This window comes from Antrihabitans auranticaus, from assembly GCF_016481275.1.
In the GTDB taxonomy this organism is placed as follows: domain Bacteria; phylum Actinomycetota; class Actinomycetes; order Mycobacteriales; family Mycobacteriaceae; genus Antrihabitans.
This window is the reverse complement of the sequence record NZ_JAEMNW010000005.1, coordinates 1-22,865: the sequence shown is the minus strand read 5'-3', so window position 1 is coordinate 22,865 and position 22,865 is coordinate 1. Positions and strand designations below refer to the sequence as shown.

Here is a 22,865-nt window from a genome sequence, read left to right as displayed (position 1 = left end):
AGTGATCATGCAACGACCGATCATGCAATGACATTGTGGGCGAGGATCTGAGCGACACCGCGGTCGAAGCCGACCACGCTGTGCGCTGCCGCGTGCATCCCGAAGCGGCGGCCCTCGGCCACGGGCAGTTCGGCCCACCGCGCAATGAGTGCGCGTGAGAAGTGGCCGTGACCGAAGAGGACGACGTCGCGTTCGGCCAACGCGGGCGCGACGTCGGCGAGCACGAGGTCTGCGCGCGCGGTGACCTGCTCGGCAGTCTCGCCGCCTGGGCATGGATGGGTCCAGACCGTCCACCCTGGGACGGATTCCTGGATCTCGGGGGTCGTGAGTCCCTCGTAGTCGCCGTAGTTCCACTCGACGAGTTCGTCCCAGATTCGGTCGGGCTCGAGCCCGACGAGCTCGGCGGTGCGCAGCGCGCGCTGCCGCGGACTCGAGAGCACGAGTGGGTTGTGCAGCGCGAGCTTTTCGATCGTCGGTCTGGTGGCCACGACCTGTGCCACGCCCGCATCGGTGAGCGGAACGTCCGTGAAGCCGGTGTGCTTGCCCGATCGCGACCATTCCGTCTCGCCGTGTCGCATGATGATCAGCCGGCCGTCGTGCATGCTCATGGCACTCATCATTACGGATCGACGTGGCAATTTGTGTGAAAACTGTTCGTGCAGTGGGTACTCAGAACAAATACTCGCCCTATTCCGAAATCTAGTGCAGGATCGGTGCCGTGACCAAGGTTCTTGCTGTAGCGAATCAGAAGGGCGGGGTGGCCAAGACGACAACGGTTGCCTCGCTGGGTGCGGCGCTCGTCGCCTGCGAACAGCGAGTCCTCGTGGTCGACCTGGATCCGCAGGGGTGTCTGACGTTCTCTCTCGGGCACAATCCCGATCGGTTGGACGTCTCGATCTACGACGTCCTCACCAGCGACGTGCATGCCAAAGAGGTGCTTCTGGAGACCACTGACGGCGTTTCGCTGCTTCCCGCGACGATCGATCTGGCGGGTGCGGACGCGGTGCTCCTGATGCGTCCCGGGCGTGAGTTCGCGCTCAAGCGCGCGTTGGCTCCGCTGCGTGACGACTACGACGTCATTCTGCTGGATTGCCCGCCCTCGCTCGGCATCATGACCCTGAACGGCCTTACCGCCGCGGACGCCGTCCTTGTGCCGCTGCAGTGCGAAACGCTTGCGCACCGCGGCGTGGGGCAGCTGCTGCGGACCGTGTCGGAGGTCCAGCAGATCACCAACCCGAACCTCGAACTGCTCGGCGCGCTGCCGACCCTGTACGACTCCCGCACGACTCACGCTCGCGATGTCCTTGCCGATGTGTCGGACCGCTACGGCCTGCCCGTGCTCGCGCCGGCGATCCCGCGGACCGTCAAATTCGCGGAAGCGAGCGCATCGGGCGCGACCGTCCTCAGCGGCCGTAAGAACAAGGGCGCGGACGCTTACCGCGAGCTTGCCGAGGGCTTGGTCGGATACTGGTGGGGCGGAAAAGAACTCGTCACGATGGCGGCTGTCGCCGAGGTCTAGCTTCTCAGGCCCTACGGACCCAGCGCGACGACCTCGTTGCCGCGCTGCTCGAGCACGGTGTCACCCAGTACCGCCGTGGTGATCGCGCGCCCGTCGGTACTCGCGTTGCGCTGCAGTGGAATTCGGGATTGCTCGGTACCGGTCCGTGGGTCGAGCACCGCGATGCCGTCGGCGACGGGCACGAGCAGCGAGCGACCCATTTCGGCTCCCGGCCCGAGTGCGCCGTCGAAGGTCCATTTCGGGTCGAGGTTGCGGGAGTCGAGCAGGATCAGTTGGGTCCCGGTCCAGACGGTGATGTCGTTCTGGACCTCGCCGACGGCAGCGTCCGGCAGCAGTGGTGACGAAATCGGGTATTGCGCAACAGGATTCGCGCTGCCGTCGAACACGCCGATCCGGGGTTGCAAGGTATTGCCGTCGCCCGGAAGGTATACGGCCGTCTTGTCACCGGATACTGCGAGCACTCGCGTTCCGGGCAGGTCGGAGGTCAGTTCGAGCAGCACAGTGGAGCCGCTCTCCTCGGGCTCCTGGGCGTCCTTGGGCGACGGATTCTGGATCGTCAATCGATCGGACGTATCGCCGGGACAGCGTTCGAGGACCGCGAGCTTGTTCTTTCCCGCCACCGCGGATTCGAACGTGCAGCCGGAGCGGGGCTGGGTGCCGGAGGAGACCGGCGCATCCACGCGGCCGTATTCGACCGTGCGCACGAGGTCCCAGCGCCAGACTTCCAACCGGGTCGTCCCCAGCGCAAGCATGTGCGTCCCGTCGGAAGAAAGCGTCAGCGTGTCGTCGGCGTCGCTGCTGCGATGGGCGTCGCGTGCCCCGTCCGACCCGCGCAGCGTGGTCACTTGGCTGCAGCCGCGTCGGTCGCGGTACACAGCGACAGTCTTGCCCCATTCGGTACTGACCGCACACAGCGGCATGTTGCGCTGATATCGCCAGAGTTCGGCGCCCGTCAGGCGGTCGTGACCGATGACGGTGCCGCCGTCGCCGGTCACTACCGCGCCCGCAGCCGTCAACGGCACTGTGGCGGCCGTGTTCGGCGCCCGCCACAGTTCGTGTAGGGCCGTAGGCACCGAGGCCGCTGCGGGCGGCTCGGCGACGGGAGCATCGGCCGCGATCGACGTCGTCCCGCGGGCATCGCTGTGCCACCAGATCACAGTGGCGGTCACGGCAACGAGCACGACGATCAATGCCGCTATGGCGAGGTCACCGCGGGTTCGTCGTTCTGGCGCAAGCACGTTGGGAGGTTACTCCGAGGCTGCGACAGCCGCCGTCGTCGATGTGTTGTCGCTGGTCGTCGCTTTGTCGGCACCGGAGCTCGGACGTCGCCGGCGCCGGCGCTTGCGCTGACCTTCCGCCGGTGCGGCCGCTGCCTCGGACTCTGCGGCTTCCGCCGCAGCGGGCGGGTTCTCGACGTCGGCCGTCATCGGCTGACCGGCCCGAGTCCGGCGCCGGCTGCGCTGGCGTCGCTCGCGTGCAGGCTTGTCGGCAACCGCCACGTCACCCTCGGCTTCGGTCGGCTCCGGATCTGCCGCGCGCGCGGGCTTGCGGATCGAACCGGTGGCGTCGGCCGGAATCGAGAGCTCCTCGAACAGGTGCGGAGAGCTCGAGTACGTTTCCGTCGGATCCGGAATGTCGAGGCCGAGCGCCTTGTCGATCAGCTGCCAGCGCGCGATGTCGTCCCAGTCGACCAACGTGATGGCGATGCCCGTGCGCCCCGCACGACCGGTCCGGCCGATGCGGTGGACGTAAGTCTTCTCGTCCTCGGGGCACTGGTAGTTGATGACGTGCGTGACGTCGTCGATATCGATGCCGCGGGCGGCGACGTCGGTCGCGACCAGCACGTCGACCTTGCCGTTGCGGAACTTGCCCAGCGCCTTCTCGCGCGCTACCTGGCCGAGGTCGCCGTGCACGGCTCCGACGGCGAAGCCGCGGTCCGCAAGATCGTCGGCGACCTTCTGTGCGGTCCGCTTGGTGCGCGTGAAGATCATGGTGGCGCCACGACCCTCGGCCTGCAGCACGCGGGCGACCAGTTCGCTCTTGTCGAGCGCGTGCGCGCGGTAGATGAACTGCGCCGTGCGGTCGTGAATCGCGGACGAGTGAGCCTCTTCGGCGCGGATGTGCGTCGGCTGCGAAAGGAAAGTCCGGGCCAGGGTGATGATCGGGCCGGGCATCGTCGCAGAGAACAGCATCGTCTGCCGCTTGTCGGGGACCATGCTGAGAATTCGCTCGATGTCGGGCAGGAAGCCGAGGTCCAGCATCTCGTCGGCCTCGTCGAGCACCAGAACGCCGACCTTGCCGAGAATCAGGTGACCCTGGTTCGCGAGGTCGAGCAGGCGGCCCGGGGTGCCGACGACGACGTCGACGCCCTTGCGCAGCTGCTCGATCTGCGACTCGTACGGGCGGCCGCCGTAGATCGAGAGCACTTCGAGCTTGCCCTGCGCGGTCTTCAGGTATTTCGCGGCGTTCTCGAGGTCCGAGGTGACCTGAATGCACAGCTCACGGGTCGGAACGATGATCAAGGCACGCGGCGTGCCGTCGAGGGTGGCCGTGCCAGTGTCGGCAGAGACGATGCGATGCAGCAGTGGCACGCCGAAGCCGAACGTCTTTCCCATGCCCGTGCGAGCCTGGCCGATCAGGTCCTCGCCGGCGATCGCCAGCGGGAGTGTCAATTCTTGAATTGCGAAGGTGTTGGTGATGCCGATATCGCCGAGCGCTCGCACGATTTCTTCGCGAACTCCCAGCTCAGCGAAGGACGGCGGGGTATGGGTCTCGTCTATGTGTGCGTCGACGAACGTCGCGGCCACGCCGGGTTCGTCGTCGATTGTGATCTTGCTCAGGGGTCTAGCCTTCCTCGTCGTCTCGCGCGTACGAGGTGGGGCCAGGCCGGTGTTCCGGCCGCAGTCGGTGCCCTGAATCCGGTGAGTTTCGTTGCCAGCCTGCGCGCAGATATTTGCGAAGCGCGGCGGCGTCTCGGATCAAGTACGCGCACATTATCGTCGGGCAGCCAGTTCGCTTTGCGCAGGAAATTCGCAGTTACCGCTAGGTTGCCCAGGTCAATGGTAACGCGCCGAATCCGAATTCGGAGAATCCGCGATTCGCGGTGGGCCCCGCCGATGCCATTCGGTCGGTCTGGGAGTGCGATTACGCTAGTGCGCATGGGAGCCAATCCGTCCGCGTCGCTGACCCCGTCCATTGCTGCAGACCACCCCGGGGTCCCGGATCTGTTCGCGGTTCTCGCGTACGGCGAGATCTCCGCGTTCTATCGACTGGCGGAGGAAGCGCAACTTTCGCCGACCCTGCGCGGCAAGGTCGCCGTCGCAAAAATGGCGGCGTCGGAAATGAACCATTTCAAAACTTTGGAGGCCGCGCTTTCCGAGCGCGGCATCGATGTATTCGATGCAATGGCACCTTTCGTCCGGGCTCTGGACGCGTATCACGCGTCGACGAATCCATCGACGTGGCTCGAATCGATGGTCAAGTTCTACGTCGGTGACGGCATTGCCGCCGACTTCTACTGCGAAATTGCGGGTGCACTGGATCCGGCGATCGCAGACATCATTCGCGACGTGCTCGCCGAGACCGGGTCGTCGGAATTCGTCGTCGACGAGGTCAGGACGGCTGTGACGCAGAGCAGGCAGGAGCGCGACCGGCTCGTGCTTTGGGGCCGAAGGTTGTTGGGGGAGGCCATAACTCAGGCTCAGTACGTCATCGCCCAGCGTGACGAGCTGACCGACCTGCTACTCGCGGCGACCGGAACGATGAACGGAATCGTCGCCCTGTTCGACCGGATGCAGGACAGCCACACGCAGCGGATGGAAGTGCTGGGTCTGGCCTGACCCGGTCGCGTTGTTCGCTGACAGCACATCCTGCCGAGCGGCGTGGGACAGGTTGCCTGCACTAGCCTTGGCGGGGCTAGCGCAAATGGGAAGAGTGCACATTCGCACTGCATGACCGCAAAGAAATTCGGAGGTTGGCCGTGGAGGTCAAGATCGGTATCTCGGACAGCCCGCGCGAGCTCGTGGTGAACAGTGCGCAGACGCCCGCCGAGGTAGAGGCTCTGATCACCGAAGGGCTCAGCGGCGACGGCGGCGTCATCTCACTGACCGACGAGAAGGGCCGCAAGTTCCTGGTCCAGTCGGCGAAGGTCGCGTACGTCGAGATCGGCCCCTCGATCGGTGGCCGCGTCGGATTCGCCAATCCCAAGTAAGAGGCGACCCCCGTAGGAGGAAGGCCTCAGACTTGCTGTAGCGGCACGTGTGAGAGGCCACCCCAGGCGAGGGCGACGGTCGTATCGACTGCGTCCTCCTTGGAGATCGGACGATCGGCGTCGAGCCAGTAACGAGCAGTGAACTGGCTTGCGCCGACCAGTCCGACCGCAAGAATTCGCGCCCGGTACGGGTCGAGGCCCGAGTCCTGGCTCACCAGATCGAACACCGCGTCGACGCACGCTTCTGTAGCTCGCTCGACACTGCGCTGCACCTGGGGCTCGCCCATCAGGTCCGATTCGAACACGAGCCGGAAGCCCTGTGCTTCGTGGTCGACGAAGTCGAAGTACGACTGCACCGCCGCGCGCACCCGTTGCCGGTTGTCGGTCGTCGACCGCAGCGCCTGCCGCACGCTCGCGATGAGCGTGTCCACGTAACCGCCGAGAACGGCAAGGTACAGGTCCAGCTTGCTGGGGAAGTGCTGATATAGCACCGGCTTGCTCACGCCCGCGCACTCGGAAATCTCGTCCATGCCCGAAGCGTGGTAGCCACGAATGACGAAAACTTCACTGGCCGCCGCGAGCAGTTGCGCCCGGCGCTCGTCCTTCGGAAGGCGAGTGCCGCGCTTTGCGGGCACCCGGCTGTCCGGAAACATCCGGTCGGCCACGTCGGTCATGTCGCTTCCAATCGCAGGGTGCGTACTTTCGTACGCCGTTGTCTTGCCACGATACCGTGCGCGGGGCGCGCACCCGGCCACGTCGGTCGCGGTCCGGGGCCGTTTCCAAGGGGCGCGGACGAACCCCGTCCCGAGCGGTTGTGCGATTCTGGTTCCGTGACCGAGCACGGAGGACCGCGTCTGCGTGGGTCGGCGCCGGGCGGTAGCCGCAGCTACGCGCCGGGCAGCGACCCAGGCTACGACCTGGATCTGGCGCACTCGGCTGAGGCCGACCGGCGGACCCGCGCAGGCGCCGACAGATCGCACCAGCCGCTTCGCGCGGTATGGGACCCGACGGTTCGCGACGAAAGCAAGATTCGCCAGCCCCGGCCGGAGCGCCGGACGAAGAAGAAGAGCCGCGTCGGCAGGTTCGTGACGGCCTACGGTTGGCGTGCGTACTCGATTCCGCTGCTGCTCGTCGTCACGGTTCTCGTGGTTGGCGACGCGCTTCGGAGCGGTTCGTCGCCGTCCACGACGCCGGAGCAGGACCTGAGTTCGGCTGCGGTGGGCCATGATTCGCACGGTGAGCTCGTGATCGGCGGACCGCCGGCCGGCGACGGAAGCTTTGCCGTAGACATCCCGACCGGCGCCCTACCCGCGGGCGGCCCGTTCAGTCCTGTCGGTGCGGGCACGTGGCACGTGGTTCCTGGCGCGAGCGAGCAGATCGGGCAGGGGACCGAGGTCTCCTCGACGTACACGATCGAGATCGAGGACGGCATCGACATGTCGGCGTTCGGCGGCGACGAATCGTTCGCCCGCGTCGTCCAGACGACCCTCTCCGACCCCCGCAGTTGGACGGCCGATCCGAAGTTCGCATTCCGCCGAATCGATCAGGGCGAGCCCGACTTTCGAGTGTCGCTCACGTCGCAGATGACGACGCGTGATGCCTGCGGCTACGACATTCCGCTCGACACCTCCTGCTACAACCAGGGGATGGGCCGCGTGGTCGTCAACGAGGCGCGCTGGGTGCGGGGCGCGATCGCCTACCAGGGTGACATCGGGTCCTACCGCCAATACCAAATCAACCACGAGGTCGGCCACGCGATCGGTTTCGTCGAGCACCAGCCGTGCGCTGTCGAGGGCGGTTTGGCGCCGGTGATGATGCAGCAGTCGTTCGGCACCGCCAACAACGACATCGCGAGGCTCGATCCGGAGGGCGTCGTGCCATCGGACGGCAAGATCTGTCGTTTCAATCCCTGGCCGTTCCCCAGAGGCTGACGGGTCCGCCGCATCGCCTGGGATGATTGAAAGGCTCTCCGGCGTTGTAGCCGAACGAGTGTCGAGACTGAGGAGTGGATGTGTCGTCTTTGCCCCCGCTGGTCGAACCGGCCGCGGAACTGACAAGGGATGAAGTAGCGCGTTACAGCAGGCATTTGATCATTCCGGATCTCGGCGTCGACGGGCAGAAGCGCCTCAAGAACGCGAAGGTTCTGGTGATCGGTGCCGGCGGTCTCGGTTCGCCCGCGTTGCTGTATCTGGCTGCTGCGGGCGTCGGAACGATCGGCATCGTCGAGTTCGACGAGGTCGATTCGTCCAACCTGCAACGCCAGATCATTCACGGCGAGTCGGACATCGGCCGCCCCAAGGGCGAAAGCGCCCGCGATTCGATCAAAGAAGCAAACTCCTACGTCGACGTGCGGTTGCACCAGTTGCGGCTCGAGCCCGAGAACGCTGTCGAGCTGTTCCGTGAGTACGACCTGATTCTCGACGGCACGGACAATTTCGCGACGCGATACCTGGTCAACGACGCCGCGGTGCTCGCAGGCAAGCCTTACGTGTGGGGCTCGATCTACCGCTTCGAAGGTCAGGCGTCGGTGTTCTGGGAGGATGCGCCCGACGGTCGCGGCCTGAACTACCGCGACCTCTACCCGGAGGCTCCGCCGCCGGGAATGGTGCCGTCGTGCGCCGAGGGCGGCGTGCTCGGCGTGCTGTGCGCGTCGATCGGTTCGATCATGGTCACCGAGGCGATCAAGCTGATCACCGGAATCGGTGACCCGCTGCTCGGTCGATTGATGGTGTACGACGCACTCGACATGACGTATCGCACGATCAAGCTGCGCCGTGACCCGGCGCGCGAGCCGATCACGGAACTCATCGACTACGACGCGTTCTGCGGGGTCGTGTCCGACGAAGGTCAAGCCGCTGCGGCCGGATCGACGATCACGGCGACCGAGCTGAACGACATGATCCAGGCAGGCAAGGACCTCGCCATCATCGACGTTCGCGAACCCGTGGAATGGGACATCGTCCGGATCCCGGGTGCGACGCTCATCCCGAAGGATCGCATTCTGTCCGGCGAGGCGCTGTCGGAACTTCCGCAGAACAAGCCCATCGTGCTGCATTGCAAGACCGGCGTTCGTTCCGCCGAAGCCTTGGCAGCACTGAAGAAGGCGGGCTTCTCGGACGCAACCCACTTGCAGGGCGGCGTCATCGCCTGGGCTCGACAGGTGGATACGAGCCTGCCCGTCTACTGAGCAGCTGTGAGGACCCGGGCCAGAATGCGGGCCGCGTCCGGAAAGCTGCCGGGGTTCGACCCGGCGTAGTTCAAGCGGAGGAACTTCCCGGTCGGTTCCGCCGGGAACCAGTCGTCTCCCGCACCGACGAGTACGCCGGCCGACTTGCATTCCTGGACAACACGATCCAGGTCGGTGGCGTCGGGAAGGCGGACCCAGAGGTTCAGACCGCCACGGGGGACCGCCGTCAGGTGGGTGTCCGGCGCGTGCTCACGCAGGCTCGTGATGAGCAGGTCCCGCCGGTCGGCGAGTTGCTGCCGGATGCGGCGTAGGTGTGACGCGAACGCCGGTTGGGTGACGACATCGAGCGCGACTGCCTGCAGCACGCCGCTGACGTACATGGATTGGGCCTGGGTGTCCGCGAGGATCCGCTCGTGCGCCGGGCCCCGGGCGATCAGCCCTGCCACCCGCACAGCCGGCGATACGCTCTTGGACAGCGAGCGGATGTAGACGACGTGTCCGCTGCTGTCCCGGGCTGCGACCGGGTGGGACTGCGCGGTGATTCCGAAATCGTGCGCCCAGTCGTCTTCGATAAGGAACGCGCGCTGGCGCCGCACGATGGCGAGGACCCTGTCGACGAGGTCGGGCGACCACTGGGCACCCGTTGGACTCGCGAAGTTCGGTTGCGCGTAGAAGGCACGTGCACCGGTCTGCTCGAACGCGCGCGACAGCTCGTCGGGGTCGGGCCCATCGAATCCGCTGGGCACCGGGACGACCACGACGCCCGCCTGGGCGGCGGCGAGGATTGCACCCCAGTACGTGGGCGACTCCATGAGCAGCGGTTGGCCTGCGCCGACCAGGGCACGAAACGTCGTGCTCAGGCCGCCCTGGCTCCCAGGAATGATGACGACGTCTCTCGGCGCGGGCGCTGTGCTGCCCCGCGGTGTCGCCGCTTCCAGTTCCGCCGCGAACCACGACTGCAACTCGGGTAGTCCCTGTGCGCGGGGTCTGCCGATCACGGCGTCGCTGCGCGCGACTCGCGTAAACGCGGCCCGGACGAGGCGTTCCGGTAGCAGGTCGCGGTCCGGATAGCCCGAGTGCAGGGCTATGACGTCGTTGGCTGTCGACTGCAACGCGATCGGCACACTGGCGACACGGCTGTTCGGCGAGCCGAGCGCGGCGGTCTGCCACTCGTAGTCGTTGGGACGGGCGGTTCGCACGGCCCGCACGAATGTGCCTACACCGGGACGGCTTTCGATCAGTCCCTGTGCGACCAAGGTGCGTAGCGCCTTCTGCACGGTGACCGGGCTGGCGCCGTGTGCCGCGACGAGCTGGCGCGTCGGCGGCAGTTTCGCTCCGGGTGGAGCGGTTGCGATCCAATCGCGCAGTTCCGTGGCGATCCGCGAACTGCTATCGTCAGACATGTTGATAGAGAGTAGCGCTACTCGCCCGGTCGGGCCAGTGCTATCCGCTCCGCGCACCGGTCTGCGCTGGGGGCTCCTCGGCGTACTGGCCTTCTCGTTCACGGTCCCGTTCACTCGCGTCGCAGTCGAGAACGGCGCCATGTCCCCCCTCTTCATCGGCTCTGGGCGCGCGGTGATCGCGGCAATGCTTGCGGCAGTTGCCCTCACGTGGACCGGTCAGCGCCTCCCGCGCGGTGTGCAGTGGGTGCGCGTGGCGGTCGTCGCGGGCGGTGTGGTCGTGGGCTTCCCGTTGCTGACCTCGTACGCGCTCACGACCGTTCCCGCGAGCCACGGTGCAGTCGTGATCGCCCTGCTGCCGGCAGCAACCGCGGTAATGGCCGTGCTCCGCGGCCACGAGCGGCCGCCGCTGGCGTTCTGGGTCATGGCCGCCGTCGGTGCGGTTGCCGCGGTCGTGTTCGCCGCCGTGCACGGCGGCGGGCTCAGCGGGCTGCACTGGTCCGACCTGCTCCTTTTCGGAGCGGTCGTCGCCGCCGCGGTCGGGTATGCGGAGGGTGGGCTGCTCGCGCGTGAGCTCGGCGCCTGGCAGACGGTGTCGTGGGCGCTCGTGCTCGCAGCGCCGCTGATGACGGTCCTCGTCGTGGTCTCGATGAGCGTGCAGATGCCGACCGGTACCGCAGTCGAGTGGTCGGCTTTCTCCTACCTCGCCGTGGTGAGCATGTTCCTCGGGTTCTTCGCCTGGTACCGCGGGCTCGCCATCGGCCCGATGACCCACGTCAGTCAGATTCAGCTCGTGCAGCCGGTGTTGACCATCTGCTGGGCGGCGCTGTTCCTGCGGGAACTGCTCACCTGGTCCACGATCCTCGGCGGGCTTGCGGTCGTCGCGTCCGCCGGAATCGCCGTCCGTGTGCGGCTTACGCCTCGCGCGCGGGCGGCGCGCCAGTGCAATGCGTGAAGCTGTGGGTTTGCGGCGGTACCGTCAGGGCTGTGACAACCACCGGATTCACTACCGCTGCAACGAGGCTGCGCCGATGAGTTCTGTGCAACCACCCGAACATGTGTGTTCCACGTTCGGCCTGCGGGGCATCGTGCCGGTTGCCCTCGCGGACTGGGACGGCGGCTGGCGGTGCGGGGACGTGGTCCTCTCGCCGGTTGCCGACCACGCGCGGGCCGCCTGGTCGGCCAAGGTTCGGGAAACACTCGAGGTGGACGGCATCAGGTTGGCGCGTCCCGTGCGGGCGACGGACGGCCGGTACGTCGTGTCCGGCTGGCGCGCCGACACCTTCATCGAAGGCTCGCCGGAACCACGGCACGACGAGGTCGTTTCGGTCGCTATGCGGCTGCACGCCGCGACGGTGCACCTCGAGCGCCCGCGATTCTTGTTGCAGCCGCCCGTCGCGCCCTGGGTGGATGTCGACGTGTTCGCCGCCGCGGACCGGTCCGCCTGGGAGGCGACCCCCTTGCGTGGGATGCGTGGTCTAGGGCCGCCGCAGTCGACCTCGCCGGACGGGCAGCGCAGCGTCGAGTTGATCGGTCAGCTCGCATCCTTCCGCAAGCCGATTCAGTCCCAGCCGCAGTTGGTGCACGGCGACCTCTTCGGCACGGTGCTGTTCGCGGGCAGTGCGGCGCCGGGCCTCGCCGACATCACGCCCTACTGGCGGCCCGCGCCGTGGGCGGCCGGAGTCGCCGTCGTCGATGCGCTGTCATGGGGCGGTGCCGACGACGGTCTCCTGGAACGCTGGGACGACCTGCCCGAATGGCCGCAGATGTTGTTGCGCGCGGTCATGTTCCGGCTCGCTGTGCACGCATTGCATCCGCGGTCGACGGCGGAAGCATTTCCCGGTCTGGCCCGTACCGCCGACCTCGTCCGGCTGGTCCTTTAGGCGTCCGGTTCGCGAGACTTCAGCGCGGCAAGCTTGCCGGCCAGCCGTTCGAGGTATGCCACGACCTCCGCTTCGGACTTGTCCGGCATGCCGTACACGACGTCGGTCACCCCGATGTCGTCCCAGCGCGCGAGTTTCTCCGCGTCCGGCTTGAAGTCCAGCACGACGATGCGTGGTTCGCCCTCGCGACCGGCGTCGTGCCACATCTTCTGCAACAGGACCACGCGCGCGTCGATCTCGTCTTCGCGCGGTGTCGTTATCCAGCCGTCCGCGGATTTCACGATCCACACGAAAGTTTTCTCGGTGCCTGCAGCGCCGACCAGCACCGGGGGAGTGCGTGTCGGTTTGGGCCATGCCCAGCTCGGTCCGAAGTTGACGAACTGACCGCTGTAGCTGGCTTCCTCGTCGTGCCACAGCGACCGCATCGCTTCGAGATATTCGCGAAGCGCGGTGCGGCGCTTAGCGCCTGGGATGCCGTGGTCGGCGAGTTCGTCTGTGTTCCAACCGAATCCGACGCCGAGTGACACGCGCCCGCCGGACAGGTGGTCCAGCGTTGCGATCGTCTTCGCGAGCGTGATCGGGTCGTGCTCGACGGGAAGTGCTACGGCGGTGGACAGTTCGATGCGTTCGGTGACGGCCGCCGCCATGGAGAGCGAGACCCATGGGTCGAGGGTGCGCATGTACCGGTCGTCGGGCAGTGAAGCGTCACCGGTCTGTGGATGTGCCGCTTCGCGTTTCACCGGTATGTGGGTGTGTTCCGGAACGAAGAACGAATCGAATCCGTTGGCTTCGACGGCGCGGGCTGCGGCTGCCGGCGTGATGCCGCGGTCGCTTGTGAACAGGACTATCCCGAACTTCAGATGCACACGACCGATACTAGAACACGTTCTAGTATGTCGCTACGGTTGCGGGTATTCGGCGAGCAGGTCGTTGAAGAAGCAACGTGCCGACTGCGCGGCGCGCGCAGCGTCGCCGTCGATGACCGCGTGCACCAGGGCGGCGTGCTCCTCGTGGTACGCCTCGCCGGATTTCGCGGTCCGCGCGCGGATGCCCTGTTCGATGACCGGCAGCAGTGAGTCGTAGAACTCCAGGTAGACGCTGTTGTGGCTGGCGACGACGATCGCCCTGTGCAGTTGCACGTCTGCCGTGATCGCACCTGGATGCTGCTCGTCCCACGACGCGCGGCGCGCGTCGAGTAGCTCCAGTAGGTTCTCGATGTCCGCCTCGTCGCGGCGCTGCGCGGCTAGCGCGGCAGCGGTGGTGTCGAGTGCTTGACGCAGTTCGAGCACATCGCGCTCGTGTGCGTCGGCGAAGTATTTGCCGAGAGTGCCGCCCAGGTCGGAGGCGGCGATGACATAGGTGCCCGACCCCTGTCGCCGCTCGAGCATGCCGCCGTGCACCAGTGCCTGGACCGCTTCCCGGACGGTGTTGCGGCCCGTTCCGGTCAGTTCCGCGAGTTCCGGCTCCGTGGGGATGCGTGACCCGACCGGCCACTGGCCGTCCCGGATCTGTTCGCGGAGTTGTTCGGTGACCTGGGAGATCAGGCTTGTGCGTCGAACGGGCTGCATGTGATCCAGGATAACTTGTTTGCGTCCATCATCCGGTCATCCTATGATTTACGACGTGACTGCCTTGGCTGAGACCGTGTCCCCCACCTCGGGGAAGCCCGCACCCAGCCGAATTCGCACCGAGCGCCGCGCCCTGCTCGAAGGCCGCGTTCTCGTGTTTCTCGCGATTGCGGTTTCCGCGCTCACGCTGCGCGTTGCCGTCACGGCCTTCACACCGCTCGCCGACGTGATCCGCGGCGAGATCGGCTTCTCGGCGTCGGTCGTCGGCATCTTCGGCATGGTTCCGCCCGCGATGTTCGCGCTGTCAGGCCTGCTCACACCCCTGATTGCCACGAGGCTCGGCCTCGAGCGCACCGCCTTGCTCGCGATGTTCATGGCAGCGGGAGGAATGCTGATCAGGGCAGTCGTGGCCGATGTCTGGTCCTTGCTCGCTATGTCCGCACTCGCGCTCGCGGGCATGGGCATCGGCAACGTCGTCATTCCGCCGCTGGTCAAGCGCTACTTTTCCGATCGGCTCGCGTTGATGAGCTCGATCTACATCACCATGGTTCAGCTCGGCACCGTGCTGCCGGCACTGATCGCGGTGCCGGTCGCCGACCAGTTCGGCTGGCGCATGTCGATCGGTGGCTGGGGACTGCTCGCGACCGCTGCCGCCCTGCCCTGGCTGCTCGTCTTGCGAGACCGACGTGCGCAGAACCGTCTGAGCCCGGTGAAAGAAGCGGCAGCCGCGGGTAAGGCGTGGCGCTCGCCCGTGGGCTGGGGAATGGCCGGCATGTTCGGCATGACCTCGCTGATCACCTATTCGATCTTCACCTGGTTGCCCGCGATCCTGACGTCTGCGGGGGCAAGCGCTGCTTTCGGCGGCAGCATGGTCGGGGTCTTCGCGTTGGTCGGCCTGGTTTCGGCATTCGGTGCGCCGACGCTGGTCGCCCGCGTCGCCAACCCGTTCCCCGTCGTCGTGGCCTGTGCTGTGTTCTACGCAATCGGGTTCGTCGGCCTCATCGCCGCGCCGATGGCAGCGCCTGTCCTGTGGGTGGTCCTCATCGGGTTGGGACCGAGCACGTTCCCCATCTCGCTGACCCTGATCAACCTCCGGACTCGCACCCAGCACGGGTCCGCGGCGTTGTCGGGCTTCACGCAGGGCCTCGGATATTCGGTCGCCTGCCTGGGGCCGCTCTTGTTCGGCCTGCTCCACGACGCGACCGACGGCTGGACTGTCCCGTTCGGTTTCCTGAGCATCGCCGTTGTGATCGTCGTCATATCGGGTTGGTTTGCTTGCAAGCCGCGAATGCTCGAAGACAGCTGGATTTAATCTCAGGACACGTTGGATACGCCTGGGCAATGGGCGCGAAACATGGATGAAACCCTCACTGGAGACCCTGGTTGCAGGTGAGAACCAGTTGACCCCGTGGACATTTCGCGCAGCATTCCGGCAATACCCATTTCCTACGGTTGGGCCACCTAATAACTCAGGAGGCCTTTGTGACCGCACTTACGCGAAAGCGTTGGATCGAAGATTGGGATTCGGAAGACGTCGCTGCCTGGGAAGCCGGCGGCAAGAAGGTCGCGAAGCGGAACCTGATCTGGTCGATCGTCGCCGAGCATGTCGGCTTCTCTGTGTGGTCGATCTGGTCGGTCATGGTCCTGTTCATGCCGCAGAACGTCTATCACATCGACGCCGCGGGCAAGTTCTTCCTGCTCGCCGTGCCGACCCTCGTCGGTTCCATCCTGCGCGTTCCCTACACCGTCGCGACTGCGAAGTTCGGTGGCCGCAACTGGACGATCTTCAGCGCCCTCGCGCTGCTCGTTCCGGCCGGTCTGACGCTGTACTTCGTGCAGCACCCGGAGACGTCGTACACGACGTACCTGATCGTTGCGGCTGTAGCCGGTGTCGGTGGCGGTAACTTCGCGTCGTCGATGACCAACATCAACGCCTTCTATCCACAGCGGCTCAAGGGCTGGGCGCTGGGCTTGAACGCGGGCGGCGGCAATATCGGCGTGCCGGCCATGCAGATCATCGGCCTGCTCGTCATCGCTTTCGTCAGCAAGACGAGCCCGGAGATCGTGTGCGCTATCTACCTCGTCCTCTGCGGTGTCGCCGCCCTCGGTGCAGCGCTGTTCATGGACAACCTGGCCAACCAGCAGGCGAATCTCGGATACATGGGCAAGGCGCTCAAGTTCCGTGACTCGTGGGTGATGAGCTTCCTCTACATCGGCACGTTCGGTTCGTTCATCGGGTTCAGCTTCGCCTTCGGCCAGATCCTGAACATAAACTTCGCCGCGACCGACCCGAAAACCGCAGCATTGCACGCCGCTCAGATCGCCTGGATCGGTCCGCTGCTGGGGTCCATCGCCCGACCGTTCGGTGGCAAGCTCTCCGACAAGCTCGGCGGCGGCAAGGTCACACTGTTCACGTTCCTCGCGATGATGGGTGCGGCGGCAATTCTCGTGGCGGCCGGAATCGTCGACGACAACGACGGCCAAAAGGGTGCGAGCGGGGCAGTCCTCACGACGTATGTCCTGGCGTTCATTCTGCTGTTCATTCTCTCGGGTGTCGGCAACGGCTCCACGTACAAGATGATTCCGTCCATCTTCGAGGCCAAGTCCAAGAGCCTCGAAGCAAGCAAGCCGGAGCAGGCCGCCTGGTCGCGCAATATGTCCGGTGCCCTGATCGGTTTTGCCGGTGCGATCGGTGCCTTCGGCGGCGTGTTGATCAACTTGGTCCTGCGCCAGTCCTACATGTCCTCTGCCTCGGCCACCAGCGCATTCATCGTTTTCCTCGCGTTCTACGTCGCTTGCGCGATCGTCACCTGGGCGATCTTCCTGCGTCGTCCGACGATCAAGGTGGACGAGGTCGGGGTCGCAACCGCGAAGTCCGACGACGCCGACGACGAAATGGTCTCGGTGTCGGTGTGACGTTCGAGTTCGAGCAGCGTGTGGTGCTGATCGAGAAAAGGAAGAAGGATCTCACATGACCCCGAAAGCAGTGTCGCCCAAGAACGTGGCTGTCATCGGCCACGGAATGGTCGGACACCGATTCGTCGAGGCCCTGCGAGCACGCGACACAGCCGGTGACTGGAAGGTCACCGTGCTGTGCGAAGAGCCGTTGCCTGCCTACGACCGGGTCGGCCTGTCTTCCTACGTCGGTGCCTGGGATCCGAAGGAACTTGCGCTGGCCGGCAACGAGTACGAGGGCGACCCCTTGGTCGAACTGCGGCTCGGCGAACGCGCCGAGGTCATCGACCGGCAGTCGAACAAGGTGTCGACGACGTCGGGCGAGGTCATCGGCTACGACGCGTTGGTGCTGGCAACAGGCTCCTACCCCTTCGTGCCGCCGATTCCGGGGCACGACCTCCCGAACTGCTTCGTCTACCGCACGCTGGCCGACCTCGACGGGATCCGCGCGGCGGCCGAGAGTGCCGAGCCGGGCGCGGTCGGCGTCGTGGTCGGCGGCGGCCTGCTCGGACTCGAAGCGGCTAATGCACTGAAGCTCCTCGGTATGACGCCGCACGTGATCGAATTCGCGCCGCGGCTGATGCCACTGCAGGTCGACGAAGGCGGCGGCGGCATTCTCGAACGCCTCGTGACCAACCTCGGACTCACAGTTCACACGGGTGTCGGGACGACCGCGATCAAGGAGAGCGGTGAAGGTCTGACGGTCGAGCTGTCGGACGGCTCGACGATCGACGCCGCCCTGCTCGTGTTCTCTGCCGGTGTTCGCCCGCAGGACAAGCTCGCTCGCGAGAGCGGTCTCGACGTCGGTGCGCGCGGCGGCATCATCACCGACATCGGCTGCCGGACATCGGATTCCGCGATCTACGCGATCGGCGAGTGTGCCGCGGTCGAAGGCACCTGCTACGGCTTGGTCGCTCCCGGATACTCGACGGCCGAGGTCGTCGCGGACCGATTGCTCGGTGGCGCAGCGGAGTTCCCCGGCGCCGACCTCTCGACGAAGCTGAAACTTCTCGGTGTCGACGTCGCGAGCTTCGGCGACGCGCACGCGACGACTCCCGGCGCGCTCGAGGTCGTGCTGAACGATGCGGCCAAGGGTACGTACGCCAAACTTGTCGTCTCCGACGACGCGAAGATTCTGCTCGGCGGCATCCTGGTCGGCGATGCGACGGCGTACGCAACCTTGCGGCCGCTCGTCGGTCGTGAGCTGCCGGGAGATCCGGCGTCGCTGATCTCGCCGACCGGCGAAAAGGTCGGTGCGGGTTCACTTCCCGACGATGCCGAGGTCTGCTCGTGCAACGGTGTCACCAAGGGAGCCATCTGCGGCGCAATCGCCGACGGTGCGTGTGACATCGCGGCCGTGAAGGGCTGCACCAACGCCGGAACCACCTGTGGTGGCTGCCTGCCGACGATCAAGCAGCTGCTCGCATCGTCGGGCATCGTGATGTCGAAGGCCCTCTGCGAGCACTTCGAGCAATCACGCGCGGAACTGTTCCAGATCGTCCAGGCAACGAACACCCGCACGTTCTCGGCCCTGATTGCCAAGTACGGCAAGGGAACCGGCTGTGACATCTGCAAGCCGGTTGTCGCGTCGATCCTCGCGTCCACGGACTCCGATCACATCCTGCACCCGCAGCAGGCAGCATTGCAGGACACGAACGACCACTTCCTCGCCAATATCCAGAAGAACGGCACATACTCGGTCGTCCCGCGGATGCCGGGCGGTGAGTGCACGCCGGAGCAGCTCATTGTGATCGGCGAGGTCGCAAGGGATTTCGGTCTGTACACGAAGGTCACCGGTGGTCAGCGCATCGACCTGTTCGGTGCCCGCGTCGAACAGCTGCCGGCGATCTGGAAGCGCCTCGTGGATGCCGGCATGGAATCCGGTCAGGCATACGGCAAGTCGCTGCGCACAGTGAAGAGTTGCGTCGGTTCGACGTGGTGCCGCTACGGCGTTCAGGACTCCGTCGGGATGGCTGTCGACCTCGAAAACCGTTACCGCGGTCTACGTTCCCCGCACAAGCTGAAGTTCGGCGTCTCCGGCTGCGCGCGAGAATGCGCTGAGGCCCGCGGTAAGGACGTCGGTGTCATCGCAACCGAAAACGGCTGGAACCTCTATGTCGCGGGCAACGGCGGCCAGTCGCCCAAGCACGCGCAGCTGCTGGCGGGCGGCCTGGACGACGAGACGCTTATCCGCTACATCGACCGCTACCTGATGTTCTACATCCGGACCGCCGATCGTTTGCAGCGCACCGCGCCTTGGCTCGAGGCGATGGACGGCGGCCTCGAGCACCTGAAGGCCGTGATCTGTGACGACAGTCTCGGTATCGGCGCAGAACTCGAAGCAGCCATGGACAAGCACGTCGTCGGCTACAAGGACGAGTGGGCAGGCGTCTTGGAGGATCCCGAAAAGCTTTCTCGTTTCGTCTCTTTCGTGAACGCACCCGACGAATCCGATCCGACGATCGTGTTCGACGAGTCCGGCAAGCGCAAGATTCCGGTGCTGATGGGCATGCCCGCGATGCCGAGTGCGTGAGCGCTTACCTCAGGGGCATGGGCCCTTAACGCGCGAGTAACACCGCACGCGAACAATAGACCTGAAGACGAGGAGGATCTGCTATGACATCGGTCGATACCAGGCTGCCAACGATGGGTGACGGTCGGCGAAGCACGGTGAGCGATGGTCGCCTCGAATGGACCTCGGCGTGCCCGCTGCGGCAGCTCATCCCCGGCCGCGGTGTCGCGGTGCTGCTGCGCAACGGCGAGCAGGTCGCGCTGTTCCTGCTCGAGGACGGCACCCTGCGTGCCGTCGGAAACTTCGATCCGTTCGGGCATGCGGCAGTGATGTCCCGCGGCTTGGTCGGCGACCGGGCCGGGGAGCCGACAGTCGCGTCGCCACTGCTCAAGCAGGTCTTCTCGCTCGTCGACGGCCGCTGTCTCGACGACGAAACCAAGCGCCTGCCGGTATACGACGTCCGGCTCTGGGCCGGCATGGTCCAGGTGCACAGTCCGGGTGGTGAAGCAGCATGTACGGGCCCGTGACAGAAGGGGATTCCGACGCAGCAGAGCCGTTGAAGGGTTTCACTATCGGTGTGACGGCGGCGCGGCGGTCGGAGGAGTTCAGTACGCTACTGACCCGGCGTGGTGCGAATGTCGTTCTCGCACCGGCAATTCGGATCATCCCACTTGCGGACGACGCCGAGCTGGAGCGCGTGACCCGTGAGATCGTTGCGGACCCGCCCGAAATTGCCGTTGCTACAACAGGCATCGGCTTTCGCGGTTGGATGGAGGCCGCCGAAGGCTGGGGCCTGGCGGAGGACCTTGCGGCCGGACTGCGATCGACCAGGCTGCTTGCCCGTGGACCCAAGGCCAAGGGCGCGATTCGCGCCGCGGACTTGCGTGAAGAGTGGTCGCCGGCGTCGGAGTCGTCTGCCGAGGTGCTGGATCACCTCCTCGCCGAGGGTGTCGAGGGTGTTCGGATTGCGGTGCAATTGCACGGTGCGACCACCGAGTGGGAGCCGATTCCGGACTTCTGCGAGGTATTGCGTTGTGCCGGTGCCGAAGTGATCGCCGTGCCGGTGTATCGCTGGACGCCGCCCGACGACCAGACCGCGATGGATCGCATGATCGAGCTCGCAGTGTCGTCCGGCCTCGATTGCATCACCTTCACGAGTGCGCCAGCTGTGGCGTCGATGTTGATGCGCGCCAAGGAAACCGGTCTCATAGAGCCGCTGTTGTACGCGTTGCGCGGACGTGTGCTGGCGGGCTGTGTCGGGCCGATCACGGCGGCGCCGCTGACCGAGCTGAGCGTTCCCACCACCCAGCCCGCGCGCGCCCGCCTCGGCGCGCTGGCGCGGCACATTGCGGATGAACTTCCGCGGCGTGCCAACAGGATTCAGGCGGCCGGGCACGAACTCAGTGTTCGTGGCGGTTGTGTCGTCGTCGACGGTGAAGTGAAGCAGTTGCCGCCGGCTTCGATGGCGATCATGCGGACACTCGCTCGCCAGCCCGGACGAGTGGTTTCGCGCGAGAACTTACTGGCCGCACTGCCCGGATGCGGTGAAGATACGCACGCCGTCGAGACCGCGATTGCGCGGTTGCGCGCCGCGCTCGGCACGCCGAAGGCGATCCAGACGGTGGTCAAGCGTGGTTACCGGTTGGCGCTGGATCCGGCGGAATGCGTCGACAACACGATGGAGCGAATGTGAGCGCCCCGGAGCTGGTCCTGATTGCCCACGGGACCCGAAGCGCGCGCGGTGTGGAAATGATTGCGGCTCTGGCAGAAGCTGTTTCGCAGCGGGTGCCCAGTGTCCGTGTCGCTTTCGTGGACGTGCTCGGTCCGTCGCCGTCGGAGGTACTGCGTGCGCTGGGCGGCGATGCTGTTGCGGTGCCGGCATTTCTGGCGTCGGGTTACCACGTGCATACCGATGTGCCCCGTGAGGTAGCGGGATTCGACGGTGTCGCGGTGACGCGTGCGATGGGTCCCGATCCCGCGCTTGCCCGCGTCATGCATCGCAGGCTCCGCGAAGCCGGCTGGCAGCCGGGCGACGCGGTCGTGTTGGCTGCTGCGGGTTCGTCGGATCAGCGGGCACTCGCCGATGTGCGGAGGGCCGCAGCGATGTTGGCGGACAGAGTCGGCCGGCGGGTCGAGATCGGGTACGTGGCGACGGGTGAGCCGCGTGTCGCCGACGTGGTCCACCGATTGCGGGCGGCGGGGGAGAAGCGGGTGTTTGTCGCTTCGTATCTGTTGGCGCACGGGCTGTTTCACGAGCGTCTGTCGACGGCAGGTGCCGACGGCGTAGCCGCTCCCATCGGTGTGCACCCCGATGTCGTTGCGCTGTTGGTGGACCGCTACCACGCGGGCGTGCGGCAGTTGGAGCGGGTCCGCGCGGGGTAGTAGCTGGCTCTGTGTGCGGCGGAACTATTTCCCCGGAAAGCGGTGGAAATGCTTCTCTACTCGACGCGAGTGGATGCGTGGCGGGTGTCGTCGCCCGTTGAACCTGTGGCGGTACTCGTCTAGCCGGCGCCCAGAGTGTTCGCCATCGCTGGGTCCGTTTGAGCGGATCGGGCCGTGCGTCAGGGAGTGTCCGTACGGAGCGTGCACTCGTTTCGGTTGGCACCGACTCGTCCGTCTGTAGCACGAAATCCTTTGACTTCGCAAATCTTTCAGCCGATTCACTTCTAGCGTCGGTCGCGGTTTTCGTGTCTTGAGTCAAGGTTCTGGCAGGTTTTGCTGGGTGTTCGGGTTCAGGTAGGCCTGTTCGGGGGTTCGGTCGAGGTGGACACGGTGTAGCCGTCGGCGCGCATCATTGCCGCGATCTTGCGGTGTCCCCAGGCCGGCCAGGCCTGGGCGTACTTGGCGGCCGTGGCTTCGATCGCCTCGACCCGCGGTGCGGGCCAGGGTCCCTTGATCGGTGTGCCAGACCGGAGCCGGCTGAGGCGTCGTCGGTAAGTGCGCTCGGGGATCGCAGCGAGACGGGCGAACCTCGAAACCGGCATCCCGGTTGCCGTTCTCAGGGTTTCGAGGTCGGCGAAGGGATTTGTCGACGTACTTCGCGCCGTGCTTCCAGATCCGTAGCTGCACAGTGGCTTCGGCCAGTGCGAGTTTGGGCTGCTCGTTCTCGGCGCGCATTCGGCGTTCCTCGTCGCTGCCGGCCTTGCCGGCCGGTCCCTGCGGTCGGTCAGGCTGCGTGCGCCGGCGTCGAGGAACTTGGCCTTCCAGTGGCTGACCGTGACCTCGGTGACTTCGTAGCGTCGCGCGATTTCCGCGCCGGTGACCTCGCCGGCGAGGATTGCCAGCACCGCCCGGACCCGATCTTCGGCGGGGACCCGTTTTTGACGAGACCGCATGATCACCATCCAAATCCGTTTACTTCGCACACCTTTCAGCCAGTTGTAACCCTATCTATGGCAACAACATTCGGGTAGACTCGAAAACATGTTCGATCAACTGTTGCAGGCACTCACCAGTGCCGGACTCCCCGACCCCGGTGTGGCACCGACTGCCGACTCGGTCACCGCTGCGGGGGTGTTGCACCGGTTCGAGGCTGCGGTCTGTGCCCGCAAGCATGCGTATGCGGCGGTGGTGTTGCAACGCTGCCTCGACGAGACACCTGAGTATCGGGGTGATTTGGGTGAGGTGTCGG

22 protein-coding genes are annotated in these 22,865 nt (G+C 65.8%); 14 read left to right on the top strand and 8 right to left on the bottom strand.

Annotated elements, in window-relative coordinates; genetic code table 11:
- Positions 1-20 precede the first annotated feature (20 nt).
- Complete coding sequence (locus JGU72_RS21580; RefSeq protein WP_199686154.1) at positions 21-608, bottom strand: acid phosphatase; 588 nt, start codon at positions 606-608, stop codon at positions 21-23.
- A gap of 110 nt (positions 609-718) precedes the next feature.
- Between JGU72_RS21580 and JGU72_RS21575 the strand changes: the two genes are divergently transcribed.
- Positions 719-1,519, top strand: coding sequence for a ParA family protein (locus JGU72_RS21575; RefSeq protein ID WP_199686153.1), 801 nt, complete (start codon positions 719-721; stop codon positions 1,517-1,519).
- 11 nt (positions 1,520-1,530) lie between these two features.
- Here the strand turns inward: JGU72_RS21575 and JGU72_RS21570 are convergent, their stop codons facing one another.
- Both JGU72_RS21570 and JGU72_RS21565 read right to left on the bottom strand, forming a co-directional pair.
- Positions 1,531-2,757, bottom strand: coding sequence for an Rv3212 family protein (locus JGU72_RS21570; RefSeq protein WP_199686152.1), 1,227 nt, complete (start codon positions 2,755-2,757; stop codon positions 1,531-1,533).
- Between the two features lie 9 nt (positions 2,758-2,766).
- A complete protein-coding gene (locus JGU72_RS21565) occupies positions 2,767-4,404 on the bottom strand; it encodes a DEAD/DEAH box helicase (protein WP_199686387.1) in 1,638 nt (545 codons plus the stop codon).
- A gap of 273 nt (positions 4,405-4,677) precedes the next feature.
- Between JGU72_RS21565 and JGU72_RS21560 the strand changes: the two genes are divergently transcribed.
- Positions 4,678-5,358, top strand: coding sequence for a ferritin-like fold-containing protein (locus JGU72_RS21560; protein ID WP_199686151.1), 681 nt, complete (start codon positions 4,678-4,680; stop codon positions 5,356-5,358).
- A gap of 140 nt (positions 5,359-5,498) precedes the next feature.
- Positions 5,499-5,729 carry a DUF3107 domain-containing protein gene (locus JGU72_RS21555; protein WP_199686150.1) on the top strand — a complete coding sequence of 77 codons (231 nt, stop codon included), beginning with the start codon at positions 5,499-5,501 and terminating at the stop codon, positions 5,727-5,729.
- A gap of 26 nt (positions 5,730-5,755) precedes the next feature.
- Here JGU72_RS21555 and JGU72_RS21550 read toward each other — a convergent pair whose 3' ends face one another.
- Positions 5,756-6,403 (bottom strand): TetR/AcrR family transcriptional regulator, encoded by a 648-nt coding sequence (locus tag JGU72_RS21550; RefSeq protein WP_199686149.1) that lies wholly within the window; start codon positions 6,401-6,403, stop codon positions 5,756-5,758.
- Between the two features lie 156 nt (positions 6,404-6,559).
- Between JGU72_RS21550 and JGU72_RS21545 the strand changes: the two genes are divergently transcribed.
- Both JGU72_RS21545 and moeZ read left to right on the top strand, forming a co-directional pair.
- Positions 6,560-7,660 (top strand): DUF3152 domain-containing protein, encoded by a 1,101-nt coding sequence (locus tag JGU72_RS21545; protein ID WP_199686148.1) that lies wholly within the window; start codon positions 6,560-6,562, stop codon positions 7,658-7,660.
- A gap of 80 nt (positions 7,661-7,740) precedes the next feature.
- Positions 7,741-8,916, top strand: a complete 1,176-nt coding sequence (moeZ, locus tag JGU72_RS21540) for an adenylyltransferase/sulfurtransferase MoeZ (RefSeq protein ID WP_199686147.1) — start codon at positions 7,741-7,743, stop codon at positions 8,914-8,916.
- On the opposite strand, the gene JGU72_RS21535 is transcribed toward moeZ, so the two are convergent.
- A complete protein-coding gene (locus JGU72_RS21535) occupies positions 8,910-10,319 on the bottom strand; it encodes an aminotransferase-like domain-containing protein (RefSeq protein ID WP_199686146.1) in 1,410 nt (469 codons plus the stop codon). The two genes, moeZ and JGU72_RS21535, sit on opposite strands and share 7 nt — an antisense overlap.
- A 37-nt stretch (positions 10,320-10,356) precedes the next feature.
- On the opposite strand from JGU72_RS21535, the gene JGU72_RS21530 reads away from it, so the two are divergent.
- Both JGU72_RS21530 and JGU72_RS21525 read left to right on the top strand, forming a co-directional pair.
- Complete coding sequence (locus JGU72_RS21530; RefSeq protein WP_374101143.1) at positions 10,357-11,271, top strand: DMT family transporter; 915 nt, start codon at positions 10,357-10,359, stop codon at positions 11,269-11,271.
- A gap of 76 nt (positions 11,272-11,347) precedes the next feature.
- On the top strand, positions 11,348-12,199 hold the full coding sequence (locus JGU72_RS21525; protein WP_199686144.1) for a TIGR02569 family protein: 852 nt from the start codon (positions 11,348-11,350) through the stop codon (positions 12,197-12,199).
- Here the strand turns inward: JGU72_RS21525 and JGU72_RS21520 are convergent.
- Together JGU72_RS21520 and JGU72_RS21515 are read right to left on the bottom strand one after the other, a co-directional pair.
- The gene (locus tag JGU72_RS21520) at positions 12,196-13,059 is read right to left on the bottom strand and encodes an LLM class F420-dependent oxidoreductase (protein WP_199686386.1); all 864 of its coding nucleotides are present in this window, start codon (positions 13,057-13,059) and stop codon (positions 12,196-12,198) included. The two genes, JGU72_RS21525 and JGU72_RS21520, sit on opposite strands and share 4 nt — an antisense overlap.
- Positions 13,060-13,098: 39 nt before the next feature.
- Positions 13,099-13,767: a FadR/GntR family transcriptional regulator gene (locus tag JGU72_RS21515; RefSeq protein ID WP_199686143.1), complete on the bottom strand. Its 669-nt coding sequence runs from the start codon at positions 13,765-13,767 to the stop codon at positions 13,099-13,101.
- Positions 13,768-13,831: 64 nt separating this feature from the next.
- Here JGU72_RS21515 and JGU72_RS21510 point away from each other — a divergent pair, with 64 nt between their 5' ends.
- The 6 genes from JGU72_RS21510 (at position 13,832) to JGU72_RS21485 (ending at position 21,616) form a co-directional block, all read left to right on the top strand.
- A complete protein-coding gene (locus JGU72_RS21510; protein WP_233532846.1) occupies positions 13,832-15,079 on the top strand; it encodes a CynX/NimT family MFS transporter in 1,248 nt (415 codons plus the stop codon).
- Positions 15,080-15,249: 170 nt separating this feature from the next.
- Complete coding sequence (locus JGU72_RS21505) at positions 15,250-16,683, top strand: nitrate/nitrite transporter (protein ID WP_199686141.1); 1,434 nt, start codon at positions 15,250-15,252, stop codon at positions 16,681-16,683.
- Between the two features lie 55 nt (positions 16,684-16,738).
- Complete coding sequence (nirB, locus tag JGU72_RS21500) at positions 16,739-19,255, top strand: nitrite reductase large subunit NirB (protein ID WP_233532824.1); 2,517 nt, start codon at positions 16,739-16,741, stop codon at positions 19,253-19,255.
- Positions 19,256-19,368: 113 nt separating this feature from the next.
- Complete coding sequence (nirD, locus tag JGU72_RS21495) at positions 19,369-19,761, top strand: nitrite reductase small subunit NirD (protein ID WP_233532845.1); 393 nt, start codon at positions 19,369-19,371, stop codon at positions 19,759-19,761.
- Positions 19,758-20,927, top strand: a complete 1,170-nt coding sequence (locus tag JGU72_RS21490) for a uroporphyrinogen-III synthase (protein ID WP_307828546.1) — start codon at positions 19,758-19,760, stop codon at positions 20,925-20,927. The genes nirD and JGU72_RS21490 overlap by 4 nt, the downstream gene beginning before the upstream one ends.
- Positions 20,924-21,616 carry a sirohydrochlorin chelatase gene (locus JGU72_RS21485; protein WP_307828545.1) on the top strand — a complete coding sequence of 231 codons (693 nt, stop codon included), beginning with the start codon at positions 20,924-20,926 and terminating at the stop codon, positions 21,614-21,616. Before JGU72_RS21490 ends, JGU72_RS21485 begins: the two co-directional genes overlap by 4 nt.
- Before the next feature lie 350 nt (positions 21,617-21,966).
- Here JGU72_RS21485 and JGU72_RS21480 read toward each other — a convergent pair whose 3' ends face one another.
- Positions 21,967-22,569 (bottom strand): helix-turn-helix domain-containing protein, encoded by a 603-nt coding sequence (locus tag JGU72_RS21480; protein ID WP_199686137.1) that lies wholly within the window; start codon positions 22,567-22,569, stop codon positions 21,967-21,969.
- An 88-nt stretch (positions 22,570-22,657) separates the two neighbouring features.
- On the opposite strand from JGU72_RS21480, the gene JGU72_RS21475 reads away from it, so the two are divergent.
- Positions 22,658-22,865, top strand: a 208-nt coding sequence (locus JGU72_RS21475) for a hypothetical protein (RefSeq protein ID WP_199686136.1), incomplete at its 3' end; no start/stop codon positions are given.